Origin of the sequence: Mesorhizobium sp. M0189 (assembly GCF_040322135.1) — a bacterium.
GTDB lineage: Bacteria > Pseudomonadota > Alphaproteobacteria > Rhizobiales > Rhizobiaceae > Mesorhizobium.
On record NZ_JAMYSW010000013.1, the window covers coordinates 118,291 to 139,318 of the forward strand.

At 62.6% G+C, this 21,028-nt stretch carries 21 protein-coding genes and 1 tRNA gene; 8 read left to right on the forward strand and 14 right to left on the reverse strand.

All coding sequences use genetic code 11. From position 1 onward, the window contains the following. Positions 1 to 45 precede the first annotated feature (45 nt). Positions 46 to 237 carry a hypothetical protein gene (locus NKJ09_RS22275; protein ID WP_352495314.1) on the reverse strand — a complete coding sequence of 64 codons (192 nt, stop codon included), beginning with the start codon at positions 235 to 237 and terminating at the stop codon, positions 46 to 48. A 316-nt stretch (positions 238 to 553) separates the two neighbouring features. Between NKJ09_RS22275 and NKJ09_RS22280 the strand changes: the two genes are divergently transcribed. After that, positions 554 to 832: a helix-turn-helix domain-containing protein gene (locus tag NKJ09_RS22280; RefSeq protein ID WP_352481221.1), complete on the forward strand. Its 279-nt coding sequence runs from the start codon at positions 554 to 556 to the stop codon at positions 830 to 832. Positions 833 to 951: 119 nt separating this feature from the next. Further along, a complete protein-coding gene (locus NKJ09_RS22285) occupies positions 952 to 1,410 on the forward strand; it encodes a YbaK/EbsC family protein (protein ID WP_023717299.1) in 459 nt (152 codons plus the stop codon). A gap of 38 nt (positions 1,411 to 1,448) precedes the next feature. Here the strand turns inward: NKJ09_RS22285 and NKJ09_RS22290 are convergent, their stop codons facing one another. Then, positions 1,449 to 1,643, reverse strand: coding sequence for a hypothetical protein (locus tag NKJ09_RS22290; RefSeq protein WP_023717300.1), 195 nt, complete (start codon positions 1,641 to 1,643; stop codon positions 1,449 to 1,451). 153 nt (positions 1,644 to 1,796) lie between these two features. Next, the gene (locus NKJ09_RS22295) at positions 1,797 to 2,030 is read right to left on the reverse strand and encodes a hypothetical protein (protein ID WP_031193496.1); all 234 of its coding nucleotides are present in this window, start codon (positions 2,028 to 2,030) and stop codon (positions 1,797 to 1,799) included. Positions 2,031 to 2,529: 499 nt separating this feature from the next. On the opposite strand from NKJ09_RS22295, the gene NKJ09_RS22300 reads away from it, so the two are divergent. Continuing rightward, positions 2,530 to 2,829: a DUF1236 domain-containing protein gene (locus NKJ09_RS22300; protein ID WP_023717301.1), complete on the forward strand. Its 300-nt coding sequence runs from the start codon at positions 2,530 to 2,532 to the stop codon at positions 2,827 to 2,829. Positions 2,830 to 3,542: 713 nt separating this feature from the next. On the opposite strand, the gene NKJ09_RS22305 is transcribed toward NKJ09_RS22300, so the two are convergent. The 5 genes from NKJ09_RS22305 to NKJ09_RS22325 form a co-directional block, all read right to left on the reverse strand. Further along, positions 3,543 to 3,619: transfer RNA gene (locus tag NKJ09_RS22305), tRNA-Pro, on the reverse strand. Then, positions 3,610 to 4,944 (reverse strand): O-antigen ligase family protein, encoded by a 1,335-nt coding sequence (locus NKJ09_RS22310; RefSeq protein WP_352481220.1) that lies wholly within the window; start codon positions 4,942 to 4,944, stop codon positions 3,610 to 3,612. The genes NKJ09_RS22305 and NKJ09_RS22310 overlap by 10 nt, the downstream gene beginning before the upstream one ends. Then, complete coding sequence (locus NKJ09_RS22315) at positions 4,941 to 6,476, reverse strand: undecaprenyl-phosphate glucose phosphotransferase (RefSeq protein ID WP_352481219.1); 1,536 nt, start codon at positions 6,474 to 6,476, stop codon at positions 4,941 to 4,943. Before NKJ09_RS22315 ends, NKJ09_RS22310 begins: the two co-directional genes overlap by 4 nt. Before the next feature lie 123 nt (positions 6,477 to 6,599). Continuing rightward, the gene (locus NKJ09_RS22320) at positions 6,600 to 7,724 is read right to left on the reverse strand and encodes a glycosyltransferase family 4 protein (protein ID WP_352481218.1); all 1,125 of its coding nucleotides are present in this window, start codon (positions 7,722 to 7,724) and stop codon (positions 6,600 to 6,602) included. A gap of 12 nt (positions 7,725 to 7,736) precedes the next feature. Further along, the gene (locus NKJ09_RS22325; protein ID WP_023717305.1) at positions 7,737 to 8,300 is read right to left on the reverse strand and encodes a polysaccharide biosynthesis/export family protein; all 564 of its coding nucleotides are present in this window, start codon (positions 8,298 to 8,300) and stop codon (positions 7,737 to 7,739) included. Between the two features lie 255 nt (positions 8,301 to 8,555). Here NKJ09_RS22325 and NKJ09_RS22330 point away from each other — a divergent pair, with 255 nt between their 5' ends. After that, a complete protein-coding gene (locus tag NKJ09_RS22330; RefSeq protein ID WP_352495315.1) occupies positions 8,556 to 10,811 on the forward strand; it encodes a GumC family protein in 2,256 nt (751 codons plus the stop codon). Positions 10,812 to 10,832: 21 nt separating this feature from the next. Here NKJ09_RS22330 and NKJ09_RS22335 read toward each other — a convergent pair whose 3' ends face one another. Then, positions 10,833 to 12,062, reverse strand: coding sequence for a GNAT family N-acetyltransferase (locus NKJ09_RS22335; protein WP_352481216.1), 1,230 nt, complete (start codon positions 12,060 to 12,062; stop codon positions 10,833 to 10,835). An 89-nt stretch (positions 12,063 to 12,151) separates the two neighbouring features. On the opposite strand from NKJ09_RS22335, the gene NKJ09_RS22340 reads away from it, so the two are divergent. Beyond that, positions 12,152 to 13,210 (forward strand): polysaccharide deacetylase family protein, encoded by a 1,059-nt coding sequence (locus NKJ09_RS22340; protein ID WP_352495316.1) that lies wholly within the window; start codon positions 12,152 to 12,154, stop codon positions 13,208 to 13,210. Here NKJ09_RS22340 and NKJ09_RS22345 read toward each other — a convergent pair. Beyond that, positions 13,207 to 13,434 (reverse strand): DUF2842 domain-containing protein, encoded by a 228-nt coding sequence (locus tag NKJ09_RS22345; protein ID WP_023717309.1) that lies wholly within the window; start codon positions 13,432 to 13,434, stop codon positions 13,207 to 13,209. The two genes, NKJ09_RS22340 and NKJ09_RS22345, sit on opposite strands and share 4 nt — an antisense overlap. A 151-nt stretch (positions 13,435 to 13,585) precedes the next feature. Between NKJ09_RS22345 and NKJ09_RS22350 the strand changes: the two genes are divergently transcribed. Next, positions 13,586 to 14,680, forward strand: coding sequence for a COX15/CtaA family protein (locus NKJ09_RS22350; RefSeq protein WP_352495317.1), 1,095 nt, complete (start codon positions 13,586 to 13,588; stop codon positions 14,678 to 14,680). Here the strand turns inward: NKJ09_RS22350 and NKJ09_RS22355 are convergent. From NKJ09_RS22355 to speB, 3 genes are read right to left on the reverse strand one after another with little or no spacing between them, the layout of a single operon-like run. Continuing rightward, positions 14,670 to 15,509 (reverse strand): aminoglycoside phosphotransferase family protein, encoded by an 840-nt coding sequence (locus NKJ09_RS22355; RefSeq protein ID WP_023717310.1) that lies wholly within the window; start codon positions 15,507 to 15,509, stop codon positions 14,670 to 14,672. The genes NKJ09_RS22350 and NKJ09_RS22355 overlap by 11 nt on opposite strands. Then, a complete protein-coding gene (argC, locus tag NKJ09_RS22360; RefSeq protein WP_352495318.1) occupies positions 15,510 to 16,436 on the reverse strand; it encodes an N-acetyl-gamma-glutamyl-phosphate reductase in 927 nt (308 codons plus the stop codon). It lies immediately after the preceding gene. Between the two features lie 22 nt (positions 16,437 to 16,458). After that, on the reverse strand, positions 16,459 to 17,466 hold the full coding sequence (speB, locus tag NKJ09_RS22365; protein WP_352481211.1) for an agmatinase: 1,008 nt from the start codon (positions 17,464 to 17,466) through the stop codon (positions 16,459 to 16,461). 303 nt (positions 17,467 to 17,769) lie between these two features. Here speB and NKJ09_RS22370 point away from each other — a divergent pair, with 303 nt between their 5' ends. Next, the gene (locus tag NKJ09_RS22370) at positions 17,770 to 18,819 is read left to right on the forward strand and encodes a glycerophosphodiester phosphodiesterase family protein (RefSeq protein WP_023717313.1); all 1,050 of its coding nucleotides are present in this window, start codon (positions 17,770 to 17,772) and stop codon (positions 18,817 to 18,819) included. A gap of 263 nt (positions 18,820 to 19,082) precedes the next feature. On the opposite strand, the gene NKJ09_RS22375 is transcribed toward NKJ09_RS22370, so the two are convergent. Continuing rightward, the gene (locus NKJ09_RS22375) at positions 19,083 to 19,955 is read right to left on the reverse strand and encodes an aldo/keto reductase family oxidoreductase (RefSeq protein WP_023717314.1); all 873 of its coding nucleotides are present in this window, start codon (positions 19,953 to 19,955) and stop codon (positions 19,083 to 19,085) included. Between the two features lie 95 nt (positions 19,956 to 20,050). Between NKJ09_RS22375 and NKJ09_RS22380 the strand changes: the two genes are divergently transcribed. Beyond that, positions 20,051 to 21,007: a LysR family transcriptional regulator gene (locus NKJ09_RS22380; RefSeq protein ID WP_023717315.1), complete on the forward strand. Its 957-nt coding sequence runs from the start codon at positions 20,051 to 20,053 to the stop codon at positions 21,005 to 21,007. Positions 21,008 to 21,028: the final 21 nt, after the last annotated feature.

The window sequence follows — 21,028 nt, forward strand, 5'->3', positions numbered from 1 at the left end:
GAGGCCAAGAACGCCTGCTTGCCGGTTGTCTGTCCCAGGGTGTTTTCAGTACGTCTTCGCCACAACCTTCTTGTGACGATGGCGATGGTGGTGGACGCGGTGATGGTAGTGATGACGGTGATGCTTCTTGACGGTGGTGTGCATCGTCGCTGCATTCGCGCTGCTCGCGCCGATGATCGGCATCGAGAGGGCAAGTGCGATTGCAAGTCCAAGGGCGGAGAGAAGAGACTTCTTCATGACATCGTTTCCTTTTTGCGCAGGGCGAATTTGAGCGTCACCGATTCAGGTCGGTGACTCGAGCACTGCGGTCGGGACTATCGCCTTGGAGTTTTTCGGCAGTTTTTCCGGCCTGTAGAATTTTGTTTCCGAACTGTGTCCGCCGACGATCCGGCCAGATGTGAGCGCCCCGGCATCCACATTCATTCCGGCGTCGGTTCACGATGCCGTGACGCTATCTTTGATGCTTGGCAAATCACCGGGGAGCGGGCATTCTCCCGATCGTCTCAGGCAACAACATGATTTGATCTAACTCTTTCATCCCACGGAGTTGCCAATGCCCCAAATAGCAAAACGCGAACCTTACTCCGAACTGGCGGCGAGCGCGGTTACGCCTGAACGCAGTGCCGTCCGAACCGCCCGGGAAGCCCGTGGATACAGTATCGAAGAGCTGTCCCTGGCGTGCGGGCTGGCAGCCTATGAGATTGCCGACATCGAAAGCGGCAACGATGCCGATCCTTCGAAACGTCGGCGTATTGCCTCCGCGCTTCAACTTCCGGAAAGCGCTCTGTTCGACGAAGCCGTGTTGCCTGCGAAAAGGCGGTCCGTGTCGTAGCGGCGTGCCATGCGTTTATTCGACGAGCTCGCCATGGGTTGCCCTGGCGGGCTTCGTTTTTCCGGCCACGTAGCGGACTTGCCGGCCGCCACGGCGACGCGAGACGGAAATCGCCGGAGATGAGCCTCGAATCCGTTCGCGCTTTCTTCGTCGCCCACGCGCCCGAAATCGACGTCATCGTTACGCAAGCCAGCTCGGCGACGGTGCCTCTGGCTGCCGAAGCGCATGGCGTAGCGCCGGCGCAGATTGCCAAGACGATCTGCCTGCGCGCCGGCGACCAGACGATGCTGATCGTGGCCAGCGGCATCTCCAGGCTGGACAATCGCAAATTCAAGGACCGGTTCGGCGGCAAGGCGCGAATGCTGGATGCCGAGCAGGTGCTCGCCGCGACCGGTCATCCCGTCGGTGGGGTGTGCCCGTTCGGCCTACCGGCACCGCTCCCGGTGTACTGCGACGTCTCGCTGCGCGCCTTTGACGAGGTCGTCCCCGCCGCAGGCGCGACGAACGCCGCCGTCCGGCTCAGCCCGCAACGCATGGCCGAACTCGTCGACGCCGAGTGGGTGGATGTCTGCCAGTAGCCCTTTATCCGGGTCGTGGGATCCGGTGAGCGTTACCGCTATTCGGTCTTCTGTGGCTCTTCTTTCTTGATCGTCTGAGCGTCCGCGGCTGTCGACATATCGGCCTTCTCGACGCTCGCTGTCCTCGTCTGCGTGTCGACCGATGCCTGGACCTTTGAATGCGCGGGGCAATCCGCAGAGGCAGCGGATATGGACAGGGTCAGTGCGGCGGCTGTTGCGAGGAATGTCTTCATGATCATTCTCCTCTTTCATTGGATATTCGTTGGGAAGATTAGCCCGTCTGGCACCGACCGCAAAATCACATTTGTTCACGCGCGCCCTTGCGTGCACGGAAGCCTACGCTGGACCAATAATTCAAATGGTTGCGCGGATAGCCGCTTGCCGTATCAAAACCCACTGCCTCCGGCCGGAGGATTTTTGGCGTAAAAAATCTCGCCGCTCAGAGCCAGTCTCAAATCTTCGGCGCTGAGCTGACCACTTTCGAACAAATCCATCACCCTGCGGCCGAGCACTTCTCTGCCTGGATCGCCGTCAGCGAGGCCTAGTTCACGGCATCGGGCATCAAGTGCTTTGGCCAACATGGTCAGCTCGGCAGGACAGGTAGCTCCTTGAAGCGACATTGCATCTCTCCCGAAAAGGCCGAAAGGGCGTGTCATCTTCGAAGCGTCCGCTCGCCCTTACAACTGCGGACGACGGCAATTCAACTAGAGCCAACCTTTTTCGAACTCAACATTCGAACGTATTAGAAACGCCGCCCGCGCTCCAATGGGAGGATCCTGCTACAATACGGTATGGCCGTCCGTATAGCGGTTGTCCTAATGCTTCTTTTCGCCTTCGCCTACGGTTTCGCAAAACTCGTGGAACATTATGGCAGCGTTGGCGACAGGCCCTCTCCGTGTGAAGAATTGCCCTATCCTGATTGTCCTGACCCAAAAGCTCCTCCCCGGGAAGAAACTAAGCCTTGAGCAGGTGCTTGTTTGTAGGCGGCCTCATGGCCATGGCACCGGAGTTCGCCCACCGCCAGCGGAACAACAAGTCTTTCGGCTCGTTTAGGTAAGTAGCCCCGCACGGAAGCATCAAGCACCGTAGCGGAAGGTTGCCTCGCTGGAGGATTGCTATATGGGAAAGCAACTTTTATCTGCTGCGACAGGAATCTTTCTTTTCGTAGGTATCGGAACCGCCGCTGCTCAGGACGTCATCATTCAGCCTGAGCAAGACACGGTGATCCGGGAGTATGTAAAGAAGAAGCCGGTAGCATCCCTGAGCCTTCCCGGTGTTGAGCTCAACATTGGCACCGCTCTGCCCGACACAGTCGAGCTTTACGAAGTGCCGGACGTTCAGTACCGCTATGTAGTCGTCGAGGGACGAACCGTCCTGGTTGATCCAGGTACCCGCAAAATTGTTAAGATCTACGATTGATTTTCTGCCTGAAGCCCGCCGTGCCGAAAAAGCGGCGGGCTTGTTTGCGTTCAGCCGCCAATCGCGGTAGCGGACGATGCGCTCGCGTCCTCACGGAAACCGGCGGGGTGAGCTGCCACGTTTCGTTCCCAGGCCGCCAGCATCCAGGTTGGGTTCTTCATGCTTGCTGCCATTGATCCTTCCGGCATTCCCGCAAGCAACGAGGGCCGGGCACGTTGCGCTTGCTCGACTTTCCTGACCCCGTCGCTGCCGCCCTGAAAAAGTTTCAGGCCAAGCCGGCCGCCGGCGTTGAACCAGTTCGTTCCAACCGCCGGTTGGTGGACGCGCTACCGCTCATGCGCCTAATGTCGACTTGATCCGCGCGCACCTGGCAAGCCCGCCCACCCGAGTCCCCCGCCTGGTGCAACAGCGCTTGATCGGCCCCGCCGTACTTCATGTGCGGCGGGTTTTTATTTACTCGATGGAACAACCCGGCCGGCGCGACGGTTCATCTCAACGCAGCAAGTCCCTCCTCATAAGAATTGCTGCCAGATCGGGTTGCACCGATCTGCCCGCGTCCTTCTCCCGGAAGGCGCGAGCTTTTTGCATGCTGGTTTGGGCTATTCCACATTGACCTGGCGAGCGAAGCCCTTGGTCGAAATCGTGTTGCGCTGGCTGCAATGCGGCTATTCTGTATGGCCAGTTGGGGGAACTGGCTAAGCCTTTGGATTTAATGGTCGGAGTGGCCGGATTCGAACCGACGACCCCTTGACCCCCAGTCAAGTGCGCTACCGGGCTGCGCTACACTCCGGACCGGTCGCGATGTATCGTGATAGACTGGGTCCGGTCAACCGAATTCGGCTGCTGTCCGGCCTGAAGCAACAGCAACGGAGGTTGCGGGCGCCGCGCCGCCCGCAACTGCCACTGATGGCGGTATTCCAGCGCGATGGCGCCCCAGATCAGGCCGAGCAGCAGGTAGACATGCCGCCAGTGGTCGATGTCGATGAAGGTGCCGAGCCCGATATTGCCGATGAAGGCGACATAGGCGCATAGTAGATAAGGCTGCCAGGGCCGGTCGCGCAGCAGAATGCGGAAGCCGGCGGCGATCGTCCAGCACGTCAGCGTCAGGAACGACACGAAGCCGAGCCACCCGTAATCCATCAGCATCTTCAGCCAGATGTCGTGCGTGTCCTCGCCGAACATCTTGCCGAATACGAGCGGGCCGATGCCGAACGGATGCTCCAGCGCCATCTGAAAGCCGATCGTGTAGCGGGCGAAGCGGCCGAGGCGGGCGGTGTCGTAGCTTTGTTCGAGTTGCGCGCGATTCGAGAACATCTCCGCCACGCCAGGCAGTTGCAGGATGACGATCATCGCAATGACCAGCAGTCCGACGGCGGCGATGGTCATGACGACGACGCGCAGCCGGAATTTGCCGCTGGCGCTCTGCAGGAACAAGGCCCCGGTCAGCAGGATCGCCGAAACGGCGAACATGCCCCAGGCGCCGCGCGAAAAAGAAAAGAAGATGCCGGCGGTGATGATCAGCAGCGGCACCGCCAATAGAGGCATGCGCGCGATCGAGCCGGTAAGCAGCAGATAGAGCAGGTAGATGCCCGGCAGCACCAGGAACGGCCCGAACACGTTCGGGTCCTGGAAGGCGCCGGCGGCACGGTCGTATTTGGTGAAGATCTCCGCTCCTGGAAAGGCATGGAAATAGCCGGCTATGCCGACCAGCGAAGTCAGCACTGCCGACACGACATAAGCGACGAAGATCACGCGGTAGAGACTGGGCTGGACGGCCGTTACGGAAGCGAAGAAAACCGCAGTGAGGGTCAGGAACAGCGAGACGGCGAGATAGAGCGGCGTGGCGGCGAGGTCCGGCATCTGCGTCATCGAGATCATTCCGCCGATGTTCATGATCATCAGCAGCACCAGAAGTGGCACCGCCGCGCGCTGTATGCGCATGCCGAACAAGGGCCACACCACGATCAGCCCGATCATATAGAGGTCGTATGGCGCCGGCTCGGCAATAACGAAACCGGACAGGAAGACGCCGAGGAAAACTGCCCCTGACGCAATCAGCGCAATGAGCTTGGCGTTGACCGCCGCCGCCGGCAATTCGTAGGCCGTCGCGCTCAATACGCATTTTCCGTGTTGAGCAGGCGGATCGGCGTCAGGAACAGGATTCTCAGGTCGAACAACAGCGACCAGTTCTCGATGTAATAGAGGTCGTATTCCGTGCGCATGCGGATCTTCTCGTTGGTGTCCATCTCGCCGCGCCAGCCATTGATCTGAGCCCAGCCGGTCACGCCGGGCTTGACCTTGTGTCGGGCGAAATAGCCGTCGACCACCTCATTGTAGAGAAGGTTGTGCGACTGCGCGGCAATGGCGTGCGGGCGCGGCCCGACCAGCGACAGCGAACCGAACAGCGAATTGAAGAACTGCGGCAATTCGTCGATCGAGGTCTTGCGGATGAAGCGGCCGACGCGGGTGACGCGCGGATCGTTCTTGGTCACGGTCTGCTTCGCCGTCGGGTCCGCCTTGTCGGTGTACATCGAACGGAACTTATAGACGTCGATGATTTCGTTGTTGAAGCCGTGCCGCTTCTGGTGGAACAGCACCGGGCCCTTGCTGTCGAGTTTGATCGCGATCGCGGTCGCCAGCATCACCGGCGAGAACACGATGATGCCGATGATCGAAAAGACGATGTCAAAGGCGCGTTTCGCGACCGAATCCCAGTCGTTGATAGGCTTGTCGAAGATATCGAGCATCGGCACCGAGCCGATGTAGGAATAGGCGCGCGGCCTGAACTGCAGCGCATTCGAATGCGCCGACAGCCGGATGTCGACCGGCAGCACCCACAGCTTCTTCAACAGTTGCAGCACGCGCGATTCGGCGGTCAGGGGCAGCGAAACGATCAGCATGTCGATGCGTGCGATGCGGGCAAATTCAATGAGCTCGGAAATCGTGCCGAGCTTGGGATAGCCGGCGACAACCGGCGGCGAACGCTTGTCACCACGATCGTCGAAGATGCCGCAGATGCGGATGTCGTTGTAGGGCTGCTTTTCGACCGAGCGGATCAGCACCTCCGCCGCCTTGCCGCCGCCGACGATGACGGCGCGGCGCTCCATCCGCCCGTCGCGCGCCCAGCGCCGGATCAGCTTCGACATCACCAGCCGGAGACCCAGGATCAGCACGAAGCCAATAACGAACCACGTGCCGAAGAGCAGGCGCGAATAGTCTTCCGACATTTTCATGGTGAAGGCGGTGAGCGCCATCAAGGCGAAGGTTCCAGCCCAGACCAGCAGGAGGCGGCCGAAATTGGCGATCGGCCGCATCAGCGCGACGATCTGGTAGCAGTCGGTGACGTCGAGCAAAACGACCGCGAGGAACGAGGTGGCGGCGATCGTCAGCGAGTATTGCCAGGCAAGATAGCTGAAAAAGCCGACATAGTAGAAATAGACGGCAAGACCCGACACCAACAGCAGCGCGAATTCCGCCATGCGCAGGACGCCGCTGACCATGATCGGCGACATCGTATCGCGCCGGTATTGCGAGGCGACCTGGCGGGCAACGTCGTTCATGCCGCCGGCCGTGTTGTTCTCGGCAGGGGCGTCGAATTTGCGCACCGCGTCTAGCGAAAAACGGCGCGCGGGGTCGATTTCGTTCATGGGGCGTCCGTAGGTTTCCCTCAGGTGAATAGCAAAAGAGAGCTAAGAAACCCTTGAAACAACAGATGGCTTTGGAGACGCTTTCACCGGGGGCCTTTTGCAGCCGAGTGGATATCAGTTGCTCTACTGTTTGAGCGCGGCGAAATAGGCCTTTTCGATTTCGGCGGCCATTACATCCGCGCCGAACCGTGCCTTGAGTTCGGCGGCACCGGGCATCAGGCCTTTGTAGGCGTCGAGATCGGCCAGAGCGGCGCTTATCTTGTCGCCAAGTTCGCGCGGGTCGGGCCGGATCAGGGCAGGGGAGCCGGTGTCGAAGATTTCCGGTATGCCCCCGACCGACGTCGCGATTAGCGGCTTGCCGGCGGCAAGCGTTTCCAGAACGATATAAGGCATGGCTTCCGCGCGCGAGGGAACGACGACCAGCTTGGCCAGCGTGAAGGCGAGCCTGGCTGGCATCGGCGGCAGGAAGCTGACCTCGAGGCCGAGCTGATCTACCTTGGCGCGATAGCGCGGCAGGTCGTCGCCGTCGCCGACCATCAGCGCTTTCAATGGGCGACCGAGCCGTGTTGCGGCTCGCCCCAGCGCATCGATGAAGATGTCCGGGCCCTTGAGGTCGCGCATCATGCCGATATAGAGGAGGTCGACGGCATTGTGCTCGGTCTGCACCGGCTCGAACTCGGCGGCGCGCAGGCCGTTGTGTACGAGAGCGTTCGGAATGGGCGGCTCGCCGACCTTCCTGCGATAAGTCCGCCGCTCATAATCGGAAACAAATAGCAGGCAATCGGTGAAGCGAGCCATGAAGCGTTCGAGCGCGAAGAACAGCTTCCCCATCGCCGTGGTTTCGTCATAGTGCAGTGAGCCGCCATGCGGCGAATAAAGGCGGGCTACGCGAGACCTGGATACCCGCAACAATGAGCCGAACAGACGGGCATAGGCGCCACCTTTGGCGCCATGCCCGTGCAGCACGTCCGGCCGCAATTCTTTTATGATCCTATAGGTGCGTCGGGCCGAAGCGAGATCGCCTGGCCCGACATGCCGCTGCATCGGTGTGCGATGAATGCCGAGCGCCAGGCTGCCTTTCATCTGTTCGAACAGCCGTTCCTCGAAATCGCCGCCAGTCGTCGAATCGCAGACGATGCCGACGGCATGGCCGGCGGCGACCTGAGCCTCGGTCAGGTCGCGCACATGCCGGAAGATGCCTCCGACGGGTGAGCGAAAGCAGTGGACGATCCTGAGTGTGTCCGCCACTTGGTCAGCACATCAAAACAGGCGTTCGCGAACATAGACTGTGTCGCCGGGCAACAGCGGGTCGGAGGTCACCACGCGTCCGGTTATAACCTTGCCGTTGATGTCGCGGGTAATGTCGACGCTTTCCTGGTTGGCGCGTGGCGTGAAGCCGCCGGCGATGGCGATGGCTTTCTGCACGGTCAGGCCCGGAACGTAGGAATATTGGCCCGCCGCGCCCACTTCACCCATGACGAAGATCGGCCGGTAGCGATCGATTTCGACCGAAACGTCAGGATCGCGCAAATAGCCCTGGCGCAGTTTCTCGGCGATCTCGCCCTCGAGTTGCTGGGCGGTGTGGCCGCGCGCCGGCACGTTGCCGACGAGCGGCAGCGAGAGATAGCCGGATTGGTCGACGCTGTAGGTGTTGGTCAATCCTTCCTGCTCGAACACGGTGACGCGGACGCGGTCGCCGGCACCGAGGCGATAGGGCTGGTCGAGCACTTCATGGAAGGCGGCCGGCGTCGGCCGGTAGCTTGAGCAGCCCGAAAGCATCGATACGGCAAGCAGCGCGCGGAAAAGGGGAGCAGTGCTTTTCATGAGCGGACACGTACCTTTGAATAGCCGGCGACTCTGCGGCAAACCTTAACGATCGAGCTCGGTTATCATCCTGTTAGGGTTAATGGCCGGTAAAGGCGCGCGGCCGATGCGGGCCCGATCGACAAATGCAGATGGTTTTCAGCCTCTTGTTTGCGGCTTGTTAGCAGAGCCTAACAGGTGCTTACCGCGTTATTAACGGCTGAGTTACCATAGTTGTTTACGGTGCATGCTGACTCAGTACCGGAGCAGGGATGCATGTCCGTTCAATCCGCGGCCGCAGATGTCGACGTCGATCTCAGGCAGCTTTTCGCCAGCCTGGCGCGAAACTGGCTGCGCATCCTTGTCGTCGCGCTGGCTGTAACCGGCCTGGCCTTTGCGCTCGCCTGGCTTGCAACGCCCGAATACAAGGCGGCAGCCAAGCTGGAGATCGGGCCTCGAGAATCGGAGTTCACGCGGCCAGCCGGTGCCAACGGCAACGAGCGGTCGATTCCCGACGAAGAGGCTGTGGCCACCGAGGTCCAGATCATTTCGTCCCCTGACATCCTCAAACAGGTGGCGGCGAAGCTCAACCTCGCGAAATTGCCCGAATTCGACGAGGCGCTGAAGATGTCGGCGCTGAGCCGCACCCTTGTCCTCGTTGGCTTGAAAAGCGATCCCTTCGAGATTCCGCTGGAAGAGCGCGTGCTGGACGCAATGCATGACAAGCTCAACGTCTATGGCGTTGAAAAAACCCGCGCGATCGCTATCGAGTTCTCGTCAGAGGATCCACAGCTTGCCGCCGCAATCCCGAACGCCATCGCAAACGCCTATATCGCCTCCAAGGGCAACGCCAAGCTCGAATCGAATTCCGCCGCCACCGACTTTCTGGCGCCGGAAATCGCGGACCTGCAGAACCGGGTGAAGGAGGCGGAGGCCAAGGTTGCCGCATTCCGTGCGCAGTCCGATCTTTTGATGGGCGGCAACAATTCGGTGCTTGCCACCCAGCAGCTGTCCGAATTGTCGAGCGAACTGTCACGGGTACGCGCCAACCGCGCTTCGGCGGAAGCGACCGCCGACAGTGTGCGCAGGGCGTTGCGCAATGGCGGCTCGCTGGATGCCGTTCCAGAGGTGTTGTCTTCCGACCTGATCCAGCGCCTGCGCGAGCGGCAAGTCGAACTCAAGAACAACATCGCCGACCTTTCCACCACCTTGCTCGACAATCATCCGCGCATCCGTGCGCTGAAGTCGCAGCTCGCCGATCTCGACCGCCAGATCCGCAACGAAGCGGAAAAGATCATGAAGGGTCTGATGGCGCAGGCCGAGACGGCGAAGGCACGAGAGGCTCAACTCGTGGCCGACGTCAACACCCTGAAGGCGGCGTCCGCCCGCGCCGGCGAAGAGCAGGTGGAACTCGATGCCCTGCAGCGCGATGCCGCGACCAAGCGCCAGCAACTCGATCTCTACTCGTCCAGCTATCTCCAGGCGGCCGCACGCAAGGATCGTAACTACCTGCCTGTCGACGCTCGCCTATTTTCGGAGGCCCGGGCGCCGACCGAACCCTATTTCCCCAAGATTGGTCCGATTGTCGGTGCGGCCTTTGTCGGCTCGTTGCTCCTCATGGCGATCGTCACGTTGCTGCAGGAACTGTTTTCCGGCCGCGCCATGCGTCCGGCCGCCGGTGCCCATTTCGAACGCATCGAGCAGGTTGCGATGCCGGCTGTCCAGGCCGAACGCGTAGTGGCCGAGCCCGGCCCGCCGGTTGCCCGGCCCGAACCGGCAGTCGCCGTGATCGACCGGCTCGGTGAGTCCGACAACAGTGTCACTGAAACCAAACTGGAGCCGGAACCCGTCGCGGTGGCGGAAGCGGCTGCCGAGAAAATCGAACCGGAGTACTCTGAGATGGCTGCTGCAGACATTGAACCGGCACGTTCCACCCTCGGTGAGGTCGACATCGACAAGGCCGCGGAAAAACTGATCGCCACCGGTGCCGCCCGCGCCATATTCGTGTCGCCGGAAGGCGACGAGGCGGCTGCCTCGGCGGTGCTGGTGGCGCGCGCAGTCTCTGACGCCGGGCTACGCGTGCTGCTGCTTGATCTCACCGCTTCGGGTGCTGCCTCGCGGCCGATGCTGGACAGCGGGCTGTTTCCGGGCATCACCGATCTGCTCGCCTCGCAAGCGCAGTTCAGCGATGTGATCCACCCCGATCTCTATTCGGACTGCCACGTGATTCCCGTCGGCACAGCCGATCCGGTCCGTGCCATGCGCGCCGCCGACCGGCTGCCGATCATCATGCAGTCGCTGACCACCGCCTATGACCTGGTCGTTGTCGAATGCGGGCCAGCGGACGCGCAAGGCATCAGCCGCCTAGTGGGCGAGGGCACCGAGGTGCTGCTCTCCATGCTGGAGCCGGACGACGAGGTGACGCAAGCCGCAGTCGCGCTCATCGAGAGCGGCTATCCCGACCTGACGCTGGTCACGCCAATCGGCCATGTGGCGCCGGGGCCAATGCCGGGGCGGCGCTCGGCCGCCTGAGACAGTTTTCTCAAATCGAAATCAGCTGTCGTCTTCGCCTGCGGCCGGTGCTGTCTGTCCCACAGCCTTGCGGCGCAGCAGCTTGGTCAGCTTCCAGACCATTGGGCTGTGCTTGATGAATGCTTTCAGGCTTGCGCCGTGCCTGAGCGCAAGCGCAAGCGCGCGGCCCTTCAGCGTCAGCGGAACCAGCACCTCGAAATGCTGCGTTTCGACATCGCACCACAATCGCTTATAGGGTTCGTCGCCGACTGAGAAATCATAGATTTCAAAACCCGTCTCGCAGGCTTCCTGGATGTTCTCGAAGAACAGGAAGTCGCCGGGGCTGGTGTGTGCGAGGTCGTCCTCGGCGATCGCCCCGAATTCGCAGATCAGCCGCTTGCCCGAGCGGCTCGACCCGGTGACCGCACGAAGCTTGCCGGCGACTTCCAGCCCATGCAGCACGAAGCACGGGTTTTCCTCTTGAAGCGCTTCGGCAAACAGCGAGCGGAAAAAGGCGCGCACCTCCGCTTCACCGAAAACATTGACGATGCCCATCTTGCGGAAGCGGAATTCCTTCATCTCGAAAAAGGCGTCGAGCAGCCTGTTCACCTCGTCCGCAGTCCTCGCCTCGATGCGACGATAGCTGCCGACGGCCTCGAACTTGCGCGCCTGCGAGCGATGCTTCTTGCGCCTGCGCTTGCCGCTCACGCGGGTGAGCAGTGCATCAAACCCTCCGACAAGACCGGCGGCCAGCGACAGATTGGGGCTCGAAAAATGCGGCAAGGCGGAGAGCGGGTTGGCAACGCCGTCGAGATCAGGCAGCAGCCGCTCTAGCGCGACAAGATCGATGTCGCGCCGCGCCTTGGCAATCGCGGCCAGCATCGAACGGATCGCCGCGATATCGGCATTCGCCAGCCATTGCAGGTCGGCAGCGGCAAAATTGCCGTTGGCATGCCGCCCGCCCATGAAGCGCGCAACGCGGAATGCTCCGCTGCGGGTGACCTCCAGCGCCAGCGAGAAAACCGGCCTGTCGTCGGCGCGCAGCGTCGCAACGACAACGTCGGCGCCGGTATGTGCGGCCCAGTTCAGGATCCAGCCTGCGCTCTGCGCCGGGGCAAAAAGCGCCGAACGGCAGAATTCGGCGTACGCCGCCAGCGCCGCACTATCGGCAACCGAGGTCGACAGGCCGGCTTTGCCGGCCGGCAAGGCACACGGCGACGCCTCGCTGCTTGCCAGCCGATTGCCGTCAAATGACGCGGTGGCGTCAACCATACCTCAATCCTTAGGGCGTATTCGTCGCGATTGGGGGTCCGCGCAGGCGCATTCCATGCTTGATGAGCTTAGGCGCAAAAGGTGAATGAATGATCGACGGGGGCGAGGCAATCCGCAAACTGGCGCTCAATCTCGCCCGCTATTCCGGTCTTGCGCCGCTGGCCAAGCCGTTCATCGGCGGCCTTGGCGCCATCCTGATGCTGCATCGGGTCACCGCGACGCCGGAAAAGCCGAACGGCGTCAACCGCCACTTGAACATCGCGCCTGGGTTCCTCGACATCGTGATCGCCGACATGAAGGCGAACGGCTACACGTTCGTTACTCTGGACGAGGCAATCGAGCGCATCAAGGCTGGCGACAAGGACGGCCAGTTCGCGACGATCACCGCCGACGACGCCTATCGAGACAACATGACCGAGGCGCTGCCCGTGCTGGAGAAGCACGGCGCGCCGATCACCATCTACGTCGCGCCGGGACTGATTGATGGCGCTGCCGATTTGTGGTGGGACGTGGTCGAGGACATCGTCAATGCGCGCGATCGCCTGACGCTGACGACGCCGGACGGCCCGGTGACGATCGATTGCTCGAACCCAGGAAAAAAGGTCCAGGCCAATGCGCGCCTGCACGCTCATCTGACGCTGAAGGTGCGCGAGCAGGACCAGCGTGCGGTATTGCGCGATCTGGCGCGTTCGAACGGCATCGAGTTGGGCGGTTCGCGCCCGAACACGCTGATGAACTGGGACGAGCTCCGCACCATGGCCGCGCACCCGCTGGTGACGATCGGAGCGCATAGCGTCAATCATTGCAATCTGAAGCGGCTTTCCGAGAGCGACGCGCGGCATGAGATCGGCGACGTCAAGCGCATATTGCAGGCCAAACTCGGCGAGGAGCCGCGCCATTTCGCCTATCCCTACGGTTATGCCAGCGCCGTCGGCCGTCGCGAAGTGGGCCTTGTCCGCGATGCCGGCTATGCCTCGGCCGTGACGACCCGCCACGGCATACTCCGCGCCGAGCATGCCGGGTTCCTGCATGCCCTGCCGCGCATTTCGGTCAATGGCCGCTATCAGAGCGTCGCCCACATCCGAACAATGTTGTCGGGCGTGACGACGCCGCTGGCCAATGCCGGCAAGACGGTGGTGACGATCTAACTGTTGCCTCGGCCCTTCGGCCGCGGCTCCAGGATCAGCCATTTGATGATGCCCATCGCCGGCAGCACCCACAAAAGCCCGCTCAGCAGGAAGAAGATGAAGTGCGCCAGCGGCCCGGACTGTGACAATTGGGCGACTGCCACGATCGAGGCGACCATCGCATAGACGACGACCAGCAGTACCAGCAGGAAGCTTCCGATCAGCTTTTTCAGGCGAATGGGCATAACGCGATCTCGTTGATCGCTATCGCTTAAGCCGAACAGCCAATACGCGCAACCCGCCAGAAACGGCGCGACGGCGTGCCGCGCTGTCCGGTCTTGCAAGCCGGGTTGCGATGGTTCACCAATCCGCGACTTCAACTGCCGGGACAAAGCCATGGCTGCTGCCATATCCGATGCTGTGCCTTTCGCAGCCCGCGATCGCGACCTTCGCAACCGCGCGCTGGTACGTGGTTGGCTCTATGTCGTGCTCCTCGTGCTGTTTGCGCTGGTGGTGGTCGGCGGCGCTACGAGGCTCACCGATTCGGGCCTGTCGATCACCGAATGGCAGCCGATTCACGGCGTCATCCCGCCACTCAATGATGCCGAGTGGCAGGAGGAGTTCCTGCGCTACCAGCAGATCCCGCAATATGCCGAACTCAACAAGGGCATGAGCATCGAGGCGTTCAAGTCGATCTTCTGGTGGGAGTGGGTGCACCGCATCCTGGCGCGTAGTGTCGGCGTGGTCTTCGCCCTGCCGTTGCTGTTCTTCTGGGCGACGCGCCGCATCGAGCGCGGCCTCGGCACGAAATTGTCGGGCATCCTCCTTCTCGGCGCCCTGCAGGGCGCGATAGGCTGGTGGATGGTGGCGTCCGGGTTGGCCGACCGGGTTTCGGTCAGCCAATACCGGCTGGCGACGCATCTGACGCTGGCGGCGCTGATCTTCACGGCGACCATGGTGGTCGCGCGCGGACTGGCCCCACACTCCGAACCGGCCGCCGACCGATCGACGCAACGTCTGGCCGGCTTTCTGGTGCTGCTGGCGCTGGTCCAGATCTATCTCGGCGGGCTGGTCGCAGGGCTCGATGCCGGCTTGAGCTACAACACCTGGCCGCTGATGGACGGCAAACTGGTCCCCGGCGACCTGCTGCTGCTCGAGCCGGCATGGCGCAATTTCTTCGAAAACCCGAAGACGGTGCAGTTCATCCACCGGGTCGGCGCCTACACGATCTTCGCGGTCGCGCTCTGGCACATGATTGCGACACGCCGGCGTCTGCCGGGCACGACGCATGCCCGACGCGCGACGCTGCTGTTCCTGATTGTCGTGGTGCAGGCGTCGATCGGCATCGGCACCCTATTGATGCATGTGCCGCTGCACATGGCCCTGACGCATCAGGCATTCGCGCTGTTCCTGCTGGGTTTTGCCGCCGCGCACTGGCGCGGCACCAAGGGCGCTTATCCGCTGCCCCACGAGATTGCTCTCAGAGGCTGAGCCGCACCGTCCGGATCGCCATGGCGATCGCCAGCTCGCGGTCCTCGTCGACCGCATTGCGATCTTCATGATGCCATGCAGCCGACAGGCAGCCATAGGCGATGGCGTGGTCCAGTATCGCGGGCGGCGACTGGCCGAGCGTTGCGGCAAAGACTTGCGCCATATGGCCGATCCGCCGCGTATCGAGGCAAAGATCGTCTCGGTCGAGTGGGTTGTAGAACATGTTGGCCGCGTCGAAGCCGGGGTCGCCGAGAACGCCCTTCGGGTCGATCGCCAGCCAGCCGCGCGGACCGTGCATGACGTTGTCGTGGTGCAGGTCGCCATGCAGCGGCCGCACGTCATGCGGATTGGACAGCAGCCGTTCCGCGATTTCGGCTGCTTCGACATACAGGCTCTTTTCGCCGGCGGCGCGATCGGCCTTGGCCTTTTTGAACAGGCTGGAGAACCGGGTCCGCAACGGCTGGAGATCCGGCGGGGCAGGGTGCTTCGACGGCGAGACCAGTCTTGCCATTACCTCGGCCGCGATCGCGGTGGCGGCATTGTCGCCTTGTTCGGCAAGATGGTGTGACAGCATCCTGTCGCCGGCGTATTCGAGCAGCATGCGGTGGCCGTCGCGGCCGAGCAGCCGCACCGCGCCTTCGCCGCGTCGCCAGGCGAGGAAATGCTCGCCACGCAACTCGTCCTCGACATCGTCGAAAGGCTTTAGATCCTTGACGATTGCCGGTGAGTCGTCCTCGCGAGCAACCTTCCAGATGCGGCTGCTGAAGGTTTCGGCGATGAGTTCGGGCGCGCCGACCTTCCAGCGCTTCGGAAATGCCGGCGCATCCATTCAGAGGCCGAGCATCAGATCCATGTTCTGCACGGCTGCACCCGAGGCACCCTTGCCGAGATTGTCGTAGACGGCAAGCAGCAGCGCCTGCGCCCTGTCGTCATTGGCAAAGACATAGAGCTTCATCCGGTTGGTGCCGTTGTAGATCTCCGGATCGATCTCAGGCATGCGTTCCTGATGCAGATACGGCGCCACCTCGACCACGCCACGATCAATGGAAGCAAAATGGTCGGCGATCGCCGCGTGAAGCTCAGCGCCGGTCGGTACATGGTCGAGACCGCCGAGTTGCAGCGGCACTACCGTGATCATGCCTTGCGCGAAATTGCCGACTGCCGGCTGCATGATCGGATCCTGCGAAAGCCTGGCATAGGTCCTGAGCTCCGGCACGTGCTTGTGCTGCAGCGTCAGCCCGTAGGGCAGGAATTCCGACGCATCCTCGCCCTTGGCGACATAATCCTCGATCATCGGCCGGCCGCCGCCGGAATAGCCAGAAATGCCGTTGACGGTGACCGGAAAATCGGCTGGCAACAGCCCCGCCGCAACCAGCGGCCGCAGCGTCGCGATCGGTCCTTGCGGCCAGCAGCCCGGATTGGCGACGCGCTTCGCCGAAGCGATCTTCTTCGCCTGGTCCTTGTCCATTTCGGCGAAACCATATTCCCAGCCCTCGGCGACGCGATGTGCCGTCGAGGCGTCGATCACCTTGGTGGTGTCATTGGCGATCAGCGAAACGCTTTCCTTGGCTGCCGCGTCCGGTAGGCAGAGGATCGCGACATCGGCGGCATTGAGGAACTCGGCGCGCGCTGCCGTTTCCTTGCGGCGCTCAGTCGGGATGGAGATGATTTCCAGGTCGCCGCGCTCGGCAAGCAGCGCCCTGATCTGCAGACCGGTGGTGCCGTGCTCGCCGTCGATGAAGATTTTCGGTTTCATTGCCTGCCAAAATTCCTGTTAGCTATATGCCGCTTGCCTGATTCAATCCGGCAACGCTGTGATTGCCCTGGTTCATTTCCTCGAGCCGGGCCTTTCGTTCCGCCAGCAGCCCGAGATAGTGCATGGCCACCATCGAGCCGGCAATTGCCGTTATATCGGCGTGATCATAGGCTGGCGCAACCTCGACGACGTCGGCGCCGACGATATCGACCTGGTTGATCTGGCGCAGCACCGACAGGATCTTTGCCGAAGACGGGCCTCCCGCTACCGGCGTTCCGGTGCCGGGCGCAAAAGCCGGATCCAGGCAATCGATGTCGAAAGTGACGTAGGTCTTCTTGCCGCCCGTACGGTCGACGATGGCATAGGCGATGTCGGACGCCCGCATTTCCTCCACTTCATGGCCATACAGGATCTTGATGCCGAACGTATCGGGCGCGTGGGTGCGGATGCCGATCTGGATCGACCGGTCGGGGTCGATGATGCCCTCCTTGACCGCACGGCCGACGAAGGAGCCGTGATCGATGCGCTTGCCGTCGTCGGGCCAGGTGTCCTGATGAGCGTCGAACTGCACCAGGGCCAGCGGGCCGTAGATGGCGGCATGCGCCTTGAGCAGCGGCCAGGTGACGAAATGGTCACCGCCGAGCGATAGCAGAAAGGCGCCGGATTTCAGGATCCTCGCCGCTTCGCGTTCGATCGTGGCAGGGGTCTTCTGGTGATTGCCGCTGTCGAGCAGGCAATCGCCAAAATCGACCACGGCAAGCTGTTCGAACAGGTCGCGCGAAAACGGATATTGCGGATCGTTGTCGAGGATGGCCGACGCGCGGCGAATCGCCTGCGGTCCGAAACGCGCGCCCGGCCGATTGGTGACCGCCGCGTCGAAGGGAATGCCCCACACCACCGCATCGGCGCCCTTCACGTCCTTCGAATATTTGCGCCGCATGAACGACAGCGCGCCGGCATAGGTCGGCTCGAACGACGCGCCCGTCCTGGAGCGGGTGGTGAAGGCGTGATCGATGGTCCTTGGCGGCATGAAGCGATCTCCTGTGCGTCGACGCGCAACCTTATTGGCCATAATTCTCAGAATTGCGACCCCTTCGGAAGAACATGGCTATTCGGCCCGGTCACAAATCCTTGCTTGCCAGGAGAGCCCCGCATGGCTGGCCCGGAGATTGCCTAGTTAGCAACCGAAAGTAGCCGCTACGGCCGTTTCGGCCGGCATTAACCTGATTTTCCAGCGTTTGCGAAGCCGGCTTCGTTCACTAGGCTGTCACGAGCGTCGCTTAACCGGGTGTCGATCCGGTACGGAGCGATTCTCATGCGAACGACCTGTCTCATGCGAACGACTTGGCTGAGCCTTCTGCTTTCCGCGGCGCTGGCGGCCTCCCTTGGCCATGCATCGGCAGGCGAAACGCGCGCCAGGCAGATTCTCGACCGGTTCGAGCACGCCAACCAATGGCGCGACCATGTGATGGTGGCCGCGCACCGCGCCGGCGGCATGCAGGCCGGCAAGACGCTCTATCCCGAAAATTCGATCGCCGCCGTCGAGGCGTCGATTGCAATGGGCGCCGAAATCGTCGAGGTCGATATCAGGCGCTCGAAGGACGGACAGTTCGTCGTCATGCATGACAGCTGGCTCGACCGCACCACGAACTGCAAGGGCGAGGTGGTCAAGCGCACGCTGGCCGAACTCAAGACGTGCCGGTTGGTGATCGAAGGCACCGGCGCCTTTACGGGCGAGACAGTCTCGACGTTGCGCGAAATGTTGATGGCGACCAGGGACAGGATCCTCATCAATCTCGACAATAAGCTCGATACCGAAAGCCTCGCCGGCATGGTCGCGGTCGCGCGCGACCTCGGCATGGCCGAACAGGTGATCGTCAAGGAGAACCTGTGGGATGCGGAGAGGATCGCCACGGTTGCGGCCGCCATGGACGCGATCGACGGCGGCTTCCAGTTCATGCCGATCATTGCCGACGATGCGGTTCACGACGCCATGTTTGCCGAAAAAGTCAGCCGGGCGTTCCCGGTGCGGGCGATCGAACTGATCAATTGGCGGGCTGGCGCCGAGACACTGACCGAGACCGGCGGCCCGCTGTTCAGCCCGCGCATGCGCGCGCTGGCGGTGAGGGGTGACTGGCACATCTGGGCCGACACCTATGCCATCGTCAACAAGCCGGGTGGCTTCCTCGCCGGTGGCCGCGGCGACGAGCTGGCGGTCGCGGCCAGCCTGCCGCGCGAGACTTATGGCTTCTGGGTCGAGCGCGGCGCCACCATCATCCAGACCGACGAACCGAAGGCCGCCATCGATTGGCTGGCGGCGAACGGTTTTCGCGTGCCCTATGCCGGCCCGGCCGAGCCGGCGAATACGGCCAGCATTAACTAGGAGCGGCGGTCGCGCTGCCAATCTCCCCCCTTGTGGGGGAGATGCCCGGCAGGGCAGAGGGGGGCGCTGTCCCTCCAGCCTATCGGGTCGATTGAGATTGCAATTGGCGTCAATTGTCACGCAGGGTTCAACAAGAGGCAGGCGATCCTTCGCGCCCCCCTCTGTCCTGCCGGACATCTCCCCCACGAGGGGGGAGATTGGCTCATCACCGCCTTCGCTAGTCTCCAACACCGGCTGGCGGCACCTCGCGCCTCGTGCGCAGGTCAAGCGGCCATCGCCACGCCCTCTAGCGCCTCGAGCGCATCCTCCGGCAGCGCGAGATCGCCTGCGGCGAGGTTCTCCCTGAGATGCGCAACTGAAGACGTGCCGGGGATCAGAAGAATGTTGGGCGCGCGGCGAAGCAGCCAGGCGAGCGCGACCTGCATGCGCGTGGCGCCGAGGCGTGCGGTGACCTTGGACAAGGTCGACGACTGCAGCGGGTTGAAGCCGCCAAGCGGGAAGAACGGCACATAGGCGATGCCGCCGTGGGCCAGATCGTCGATCAACGCATCGTCGCCCCGATGCGCCAGATTGTACTGGTTCTGCACGCAGACGATCTTGCAAATCCTGCGGCCTTCGGCGATTTGTGCAGCGGTGACGTTGCTCAGCCCGATGTGACGCACAAGGCCCTGTCGCTGAAGCTCGGTAAGCGTTGCAAGCGGGGCCTCGATCGACCCTTCGGCGGGGCCATGCGCGTCGAACATGACTCGAAGGTTGACCACCTCCAGCACGTCGAGCCCGAGATTGCGCAGATTGTCGTGCACCGCCTTGGTCAGCTCGTCGGCCGAGAAGGCCGGCAGCCATGCTCCGTCCCGGCCGCGCCGGGCGCCGATCTTGGTGACGATAACGAGGTCGTCGCGATAGGGTGCGAGCGCTTCGCGGATCAACAAATTGGTGACGTGTGGGCCATAGAAGTCGCTGGTGTCGATGTGATTAACGCCCTGCGCAACGGCTTCGCGCAGCACGGCCAATGCCGCATCGTGGTCCTTTGGTGGGCCGAAGACGCCGGACCCTGCGAGCTGCATGGCGCCGTAGCCGAGCCGTCTGACTTTGCGGTCGCCGAGGATGAATGTGCCGGACTGGTCGACGCTGGACATAGTCTTTCTCCTTCAGGGAATGGTGCACAGATAGACGGTGTCCGATCTCGCGATAATTGGGTACAATTCGCACGGGCTGTGCGGAATGACGAACAATGCAGATTGATCTCGGGGATCTGAACGCCTTCGTGGCCGTAGCGCGCGCCAAAGGTTTTCGGGATGCGGCACGCGCCAGCGGCGGCAGTGCGTCCGGCTTGAGCGAGGCGGTGCGCCGCCTGGAGACGCAGCTCGGTGTCAGGCTGCTCAACCGGACGACGCGCAGCGTCGTCCTGACGGAGGCCGGCCAAGGCTTGCTGGCGCGGCTCGGTCCAGCCTTGACCGAGGTGGAGTCGGCGCTGGACGTGGTGAACGGCTTTCGCGACAGGCCGGCCGGCTCGCTGCGCCTCAATGTGCCGGTCAGCGCGGCGCGACTGGTCCTGCCCAGCATCGTGCCGCGGTTCCTTGCCGCCTATCCCGGTATCCGGCTGGAGGTGATCGCCGAGGAGAGCTTTGTCGACGTGCTGGCGGCCGGCTGCGATGCCGGCATCCGTTACGACGAGCGGCTGGAACAGGACATGATCGCCGTGCCGATCGGGCCGCGCGTGCAGCGCTTCGCCACCGCCGCCAGCCCGGCCTACCTGGATCGTCATGGCCGGCCGCAACACCCGCGCGACCTGCTCGGCCACGCCTGCCTGCGCGGCCGCTTTCCCAGCGGTGCGATAACGCCATGGGAGTTCGAGCGCGACGACGAGGTGGTGCGGGTCGATCCGACGGGGCCACTGATTGTGGGGATCGGCGGAGCAGCCGATTTAGCCGTTGATGCAGCGATCGCCGGCACCGGAATCGTGAAGCTGTTCGAGGACTGGCTTCGCCCGCATTTCGAGAGCGGTGCACTCGAACCCGTCCTCGAACCCTGGTGGCAGAGCTTCTCCGGGCCGTTCCTCTACTATCCCGGCCGGCGCCTCGTACCGGCGCCGCTGCGGGCGTTCGTCGACTTCATCAAGGCATTGCCGATGAACTCTGACATCACGGGCACGGCACAAAGAAAAAGGCCACCCGAAGGCGGCCTTTGAACTCTGTGTAGCTTCGCAGCG

Coding starts and splice junctions, on each gene's coding strand:
- NKJ09_RS22275 (WP_352495314.1), bottom strand. CDS start 237: ATGAAGAAGTCTCTTCTCTCCGCCCTTGGACTTGCAATCGCACTTGCC.
- NKJ09_RS22280 (WP_352481221.1), top strand. CDS start 554: ATGCCCCAAATAGCAAAACGCGAACCTTACTCCGAACTGGCGGCGAGC.
- NKJ09_RS22285 (WP_023717299.1), top strand. CDS start 952: ATGAGCCTCGAATCCGTTCGCGCTTTCTTCGTCGCCCACGCGCCCGAA.
- NKJ09_RS22290 (WP_023717300.1), bottom strand. CDS start 1,643: ATGAAGACATTCCTCGCAACAGCCGCCGCACTGACCCTGTCCATATCC.
- NKJ09_RS22295 (WP_031193496.1), bottom strand. CDS start 2,030: ATGTCGCTTCAAGGAGCTACCTGTCCTGCCGAGCTGACCATGTTGGCC.
- NKJ09_RS22300 (WP_023717301.1), top strand. CDS start 2,530: ATGGGAAAGCAACTTTTATCTGCTGCGACAGGAATCTTTCTTTTCGTA.
- NKJ09_RS22315 (WP_352481219.1), bottom strand. CDS start 6,476: ATGAACGAAATCGACCCCGCGCGCCGTTTTTCGCTAGACGCGGTGCGC.
- NKJ09_RS22325 (WP_023717305.1), bottom strand. CDS start 8,300: ATGAAAAGCACTGCTCCCCTTTTCCGCGCGCTGCTTGCCGTATCGATG.
- NKJ09_RS22330 (WP_352495315.1), top strand. CDS start 8,556: ATGTCCGTTCAATCCGCGGCCGCAGATGTCGACGTCGATCTCAGGCAG.
- NKJ09_RS22335 (WP_352481216.1), bottom strand. CDS start 12,062: ATGGTTGACGCCACCGCGTCATTTGACGGCAATCGGCTGGCAAGCAGC.
- NKJ09_RS22340 (WP_352495316.1), top strand. CDS start 12,152: ATGATCGACGGGGGCGAGGCAATCCGCAAACTGGCGCTCAATCTCGCC.
- NKJ09_RS22345 (WP_023717309.1), bottom strand. CDS start 13,434: ATGCCCATTCGCCTGAAAAAGCTGATCGGAAGCTTCCTGCTGGTACTG.
- NKJ09_RS22350 (WP_352495317.1), top strand. CDS start 13,586: ATGGCTGCTGCCATATCCGATGCTGTGCCTTTCGCAGCCCGCGATCGC.
- NKJ09_RS22355 (WP_023717310.1), bottom strand. CDS start 15,509: ATGGATGCGCCGGCATTTCCGAAGCGCTGGAAGGTCGGCGCGCCCGAA.
- argC (WP_352495318.1), bottom strand. CDS start 16,436: ATGAAACCGAAAATCTTCATCGACGGCGAGCACGGCACCACCGGTCTG.
- speB (WP_352481211.1), bottom strand. CDS start 17,466: ATGCCGCCAAGGACCATCGATCACGCCTTCACCACCCGCTCCAGGACG.
- NKJ09_RS22370 (WP_023717313.1), top strand. CDS start 17,770: ATGCGAACGACTTGGCTGAGCCTTCTGCTTTCCGCGGCGCTGGCGGCC.
- NKJ09_RS22375 (WP_023717314.1), bottom strand. CDS start 19,955: ATGTCCAGCGTCGACCAGTCCGGCACATTCATCCTCGGCGACCGCAAA.
- NKJ09_RS22380 (WP_023717315.1), top strand. CDS start 20,051: ATGCAGATTGATCTCGGGGATCTGAACGCCTTCGTGGCCGTAGCGCGC.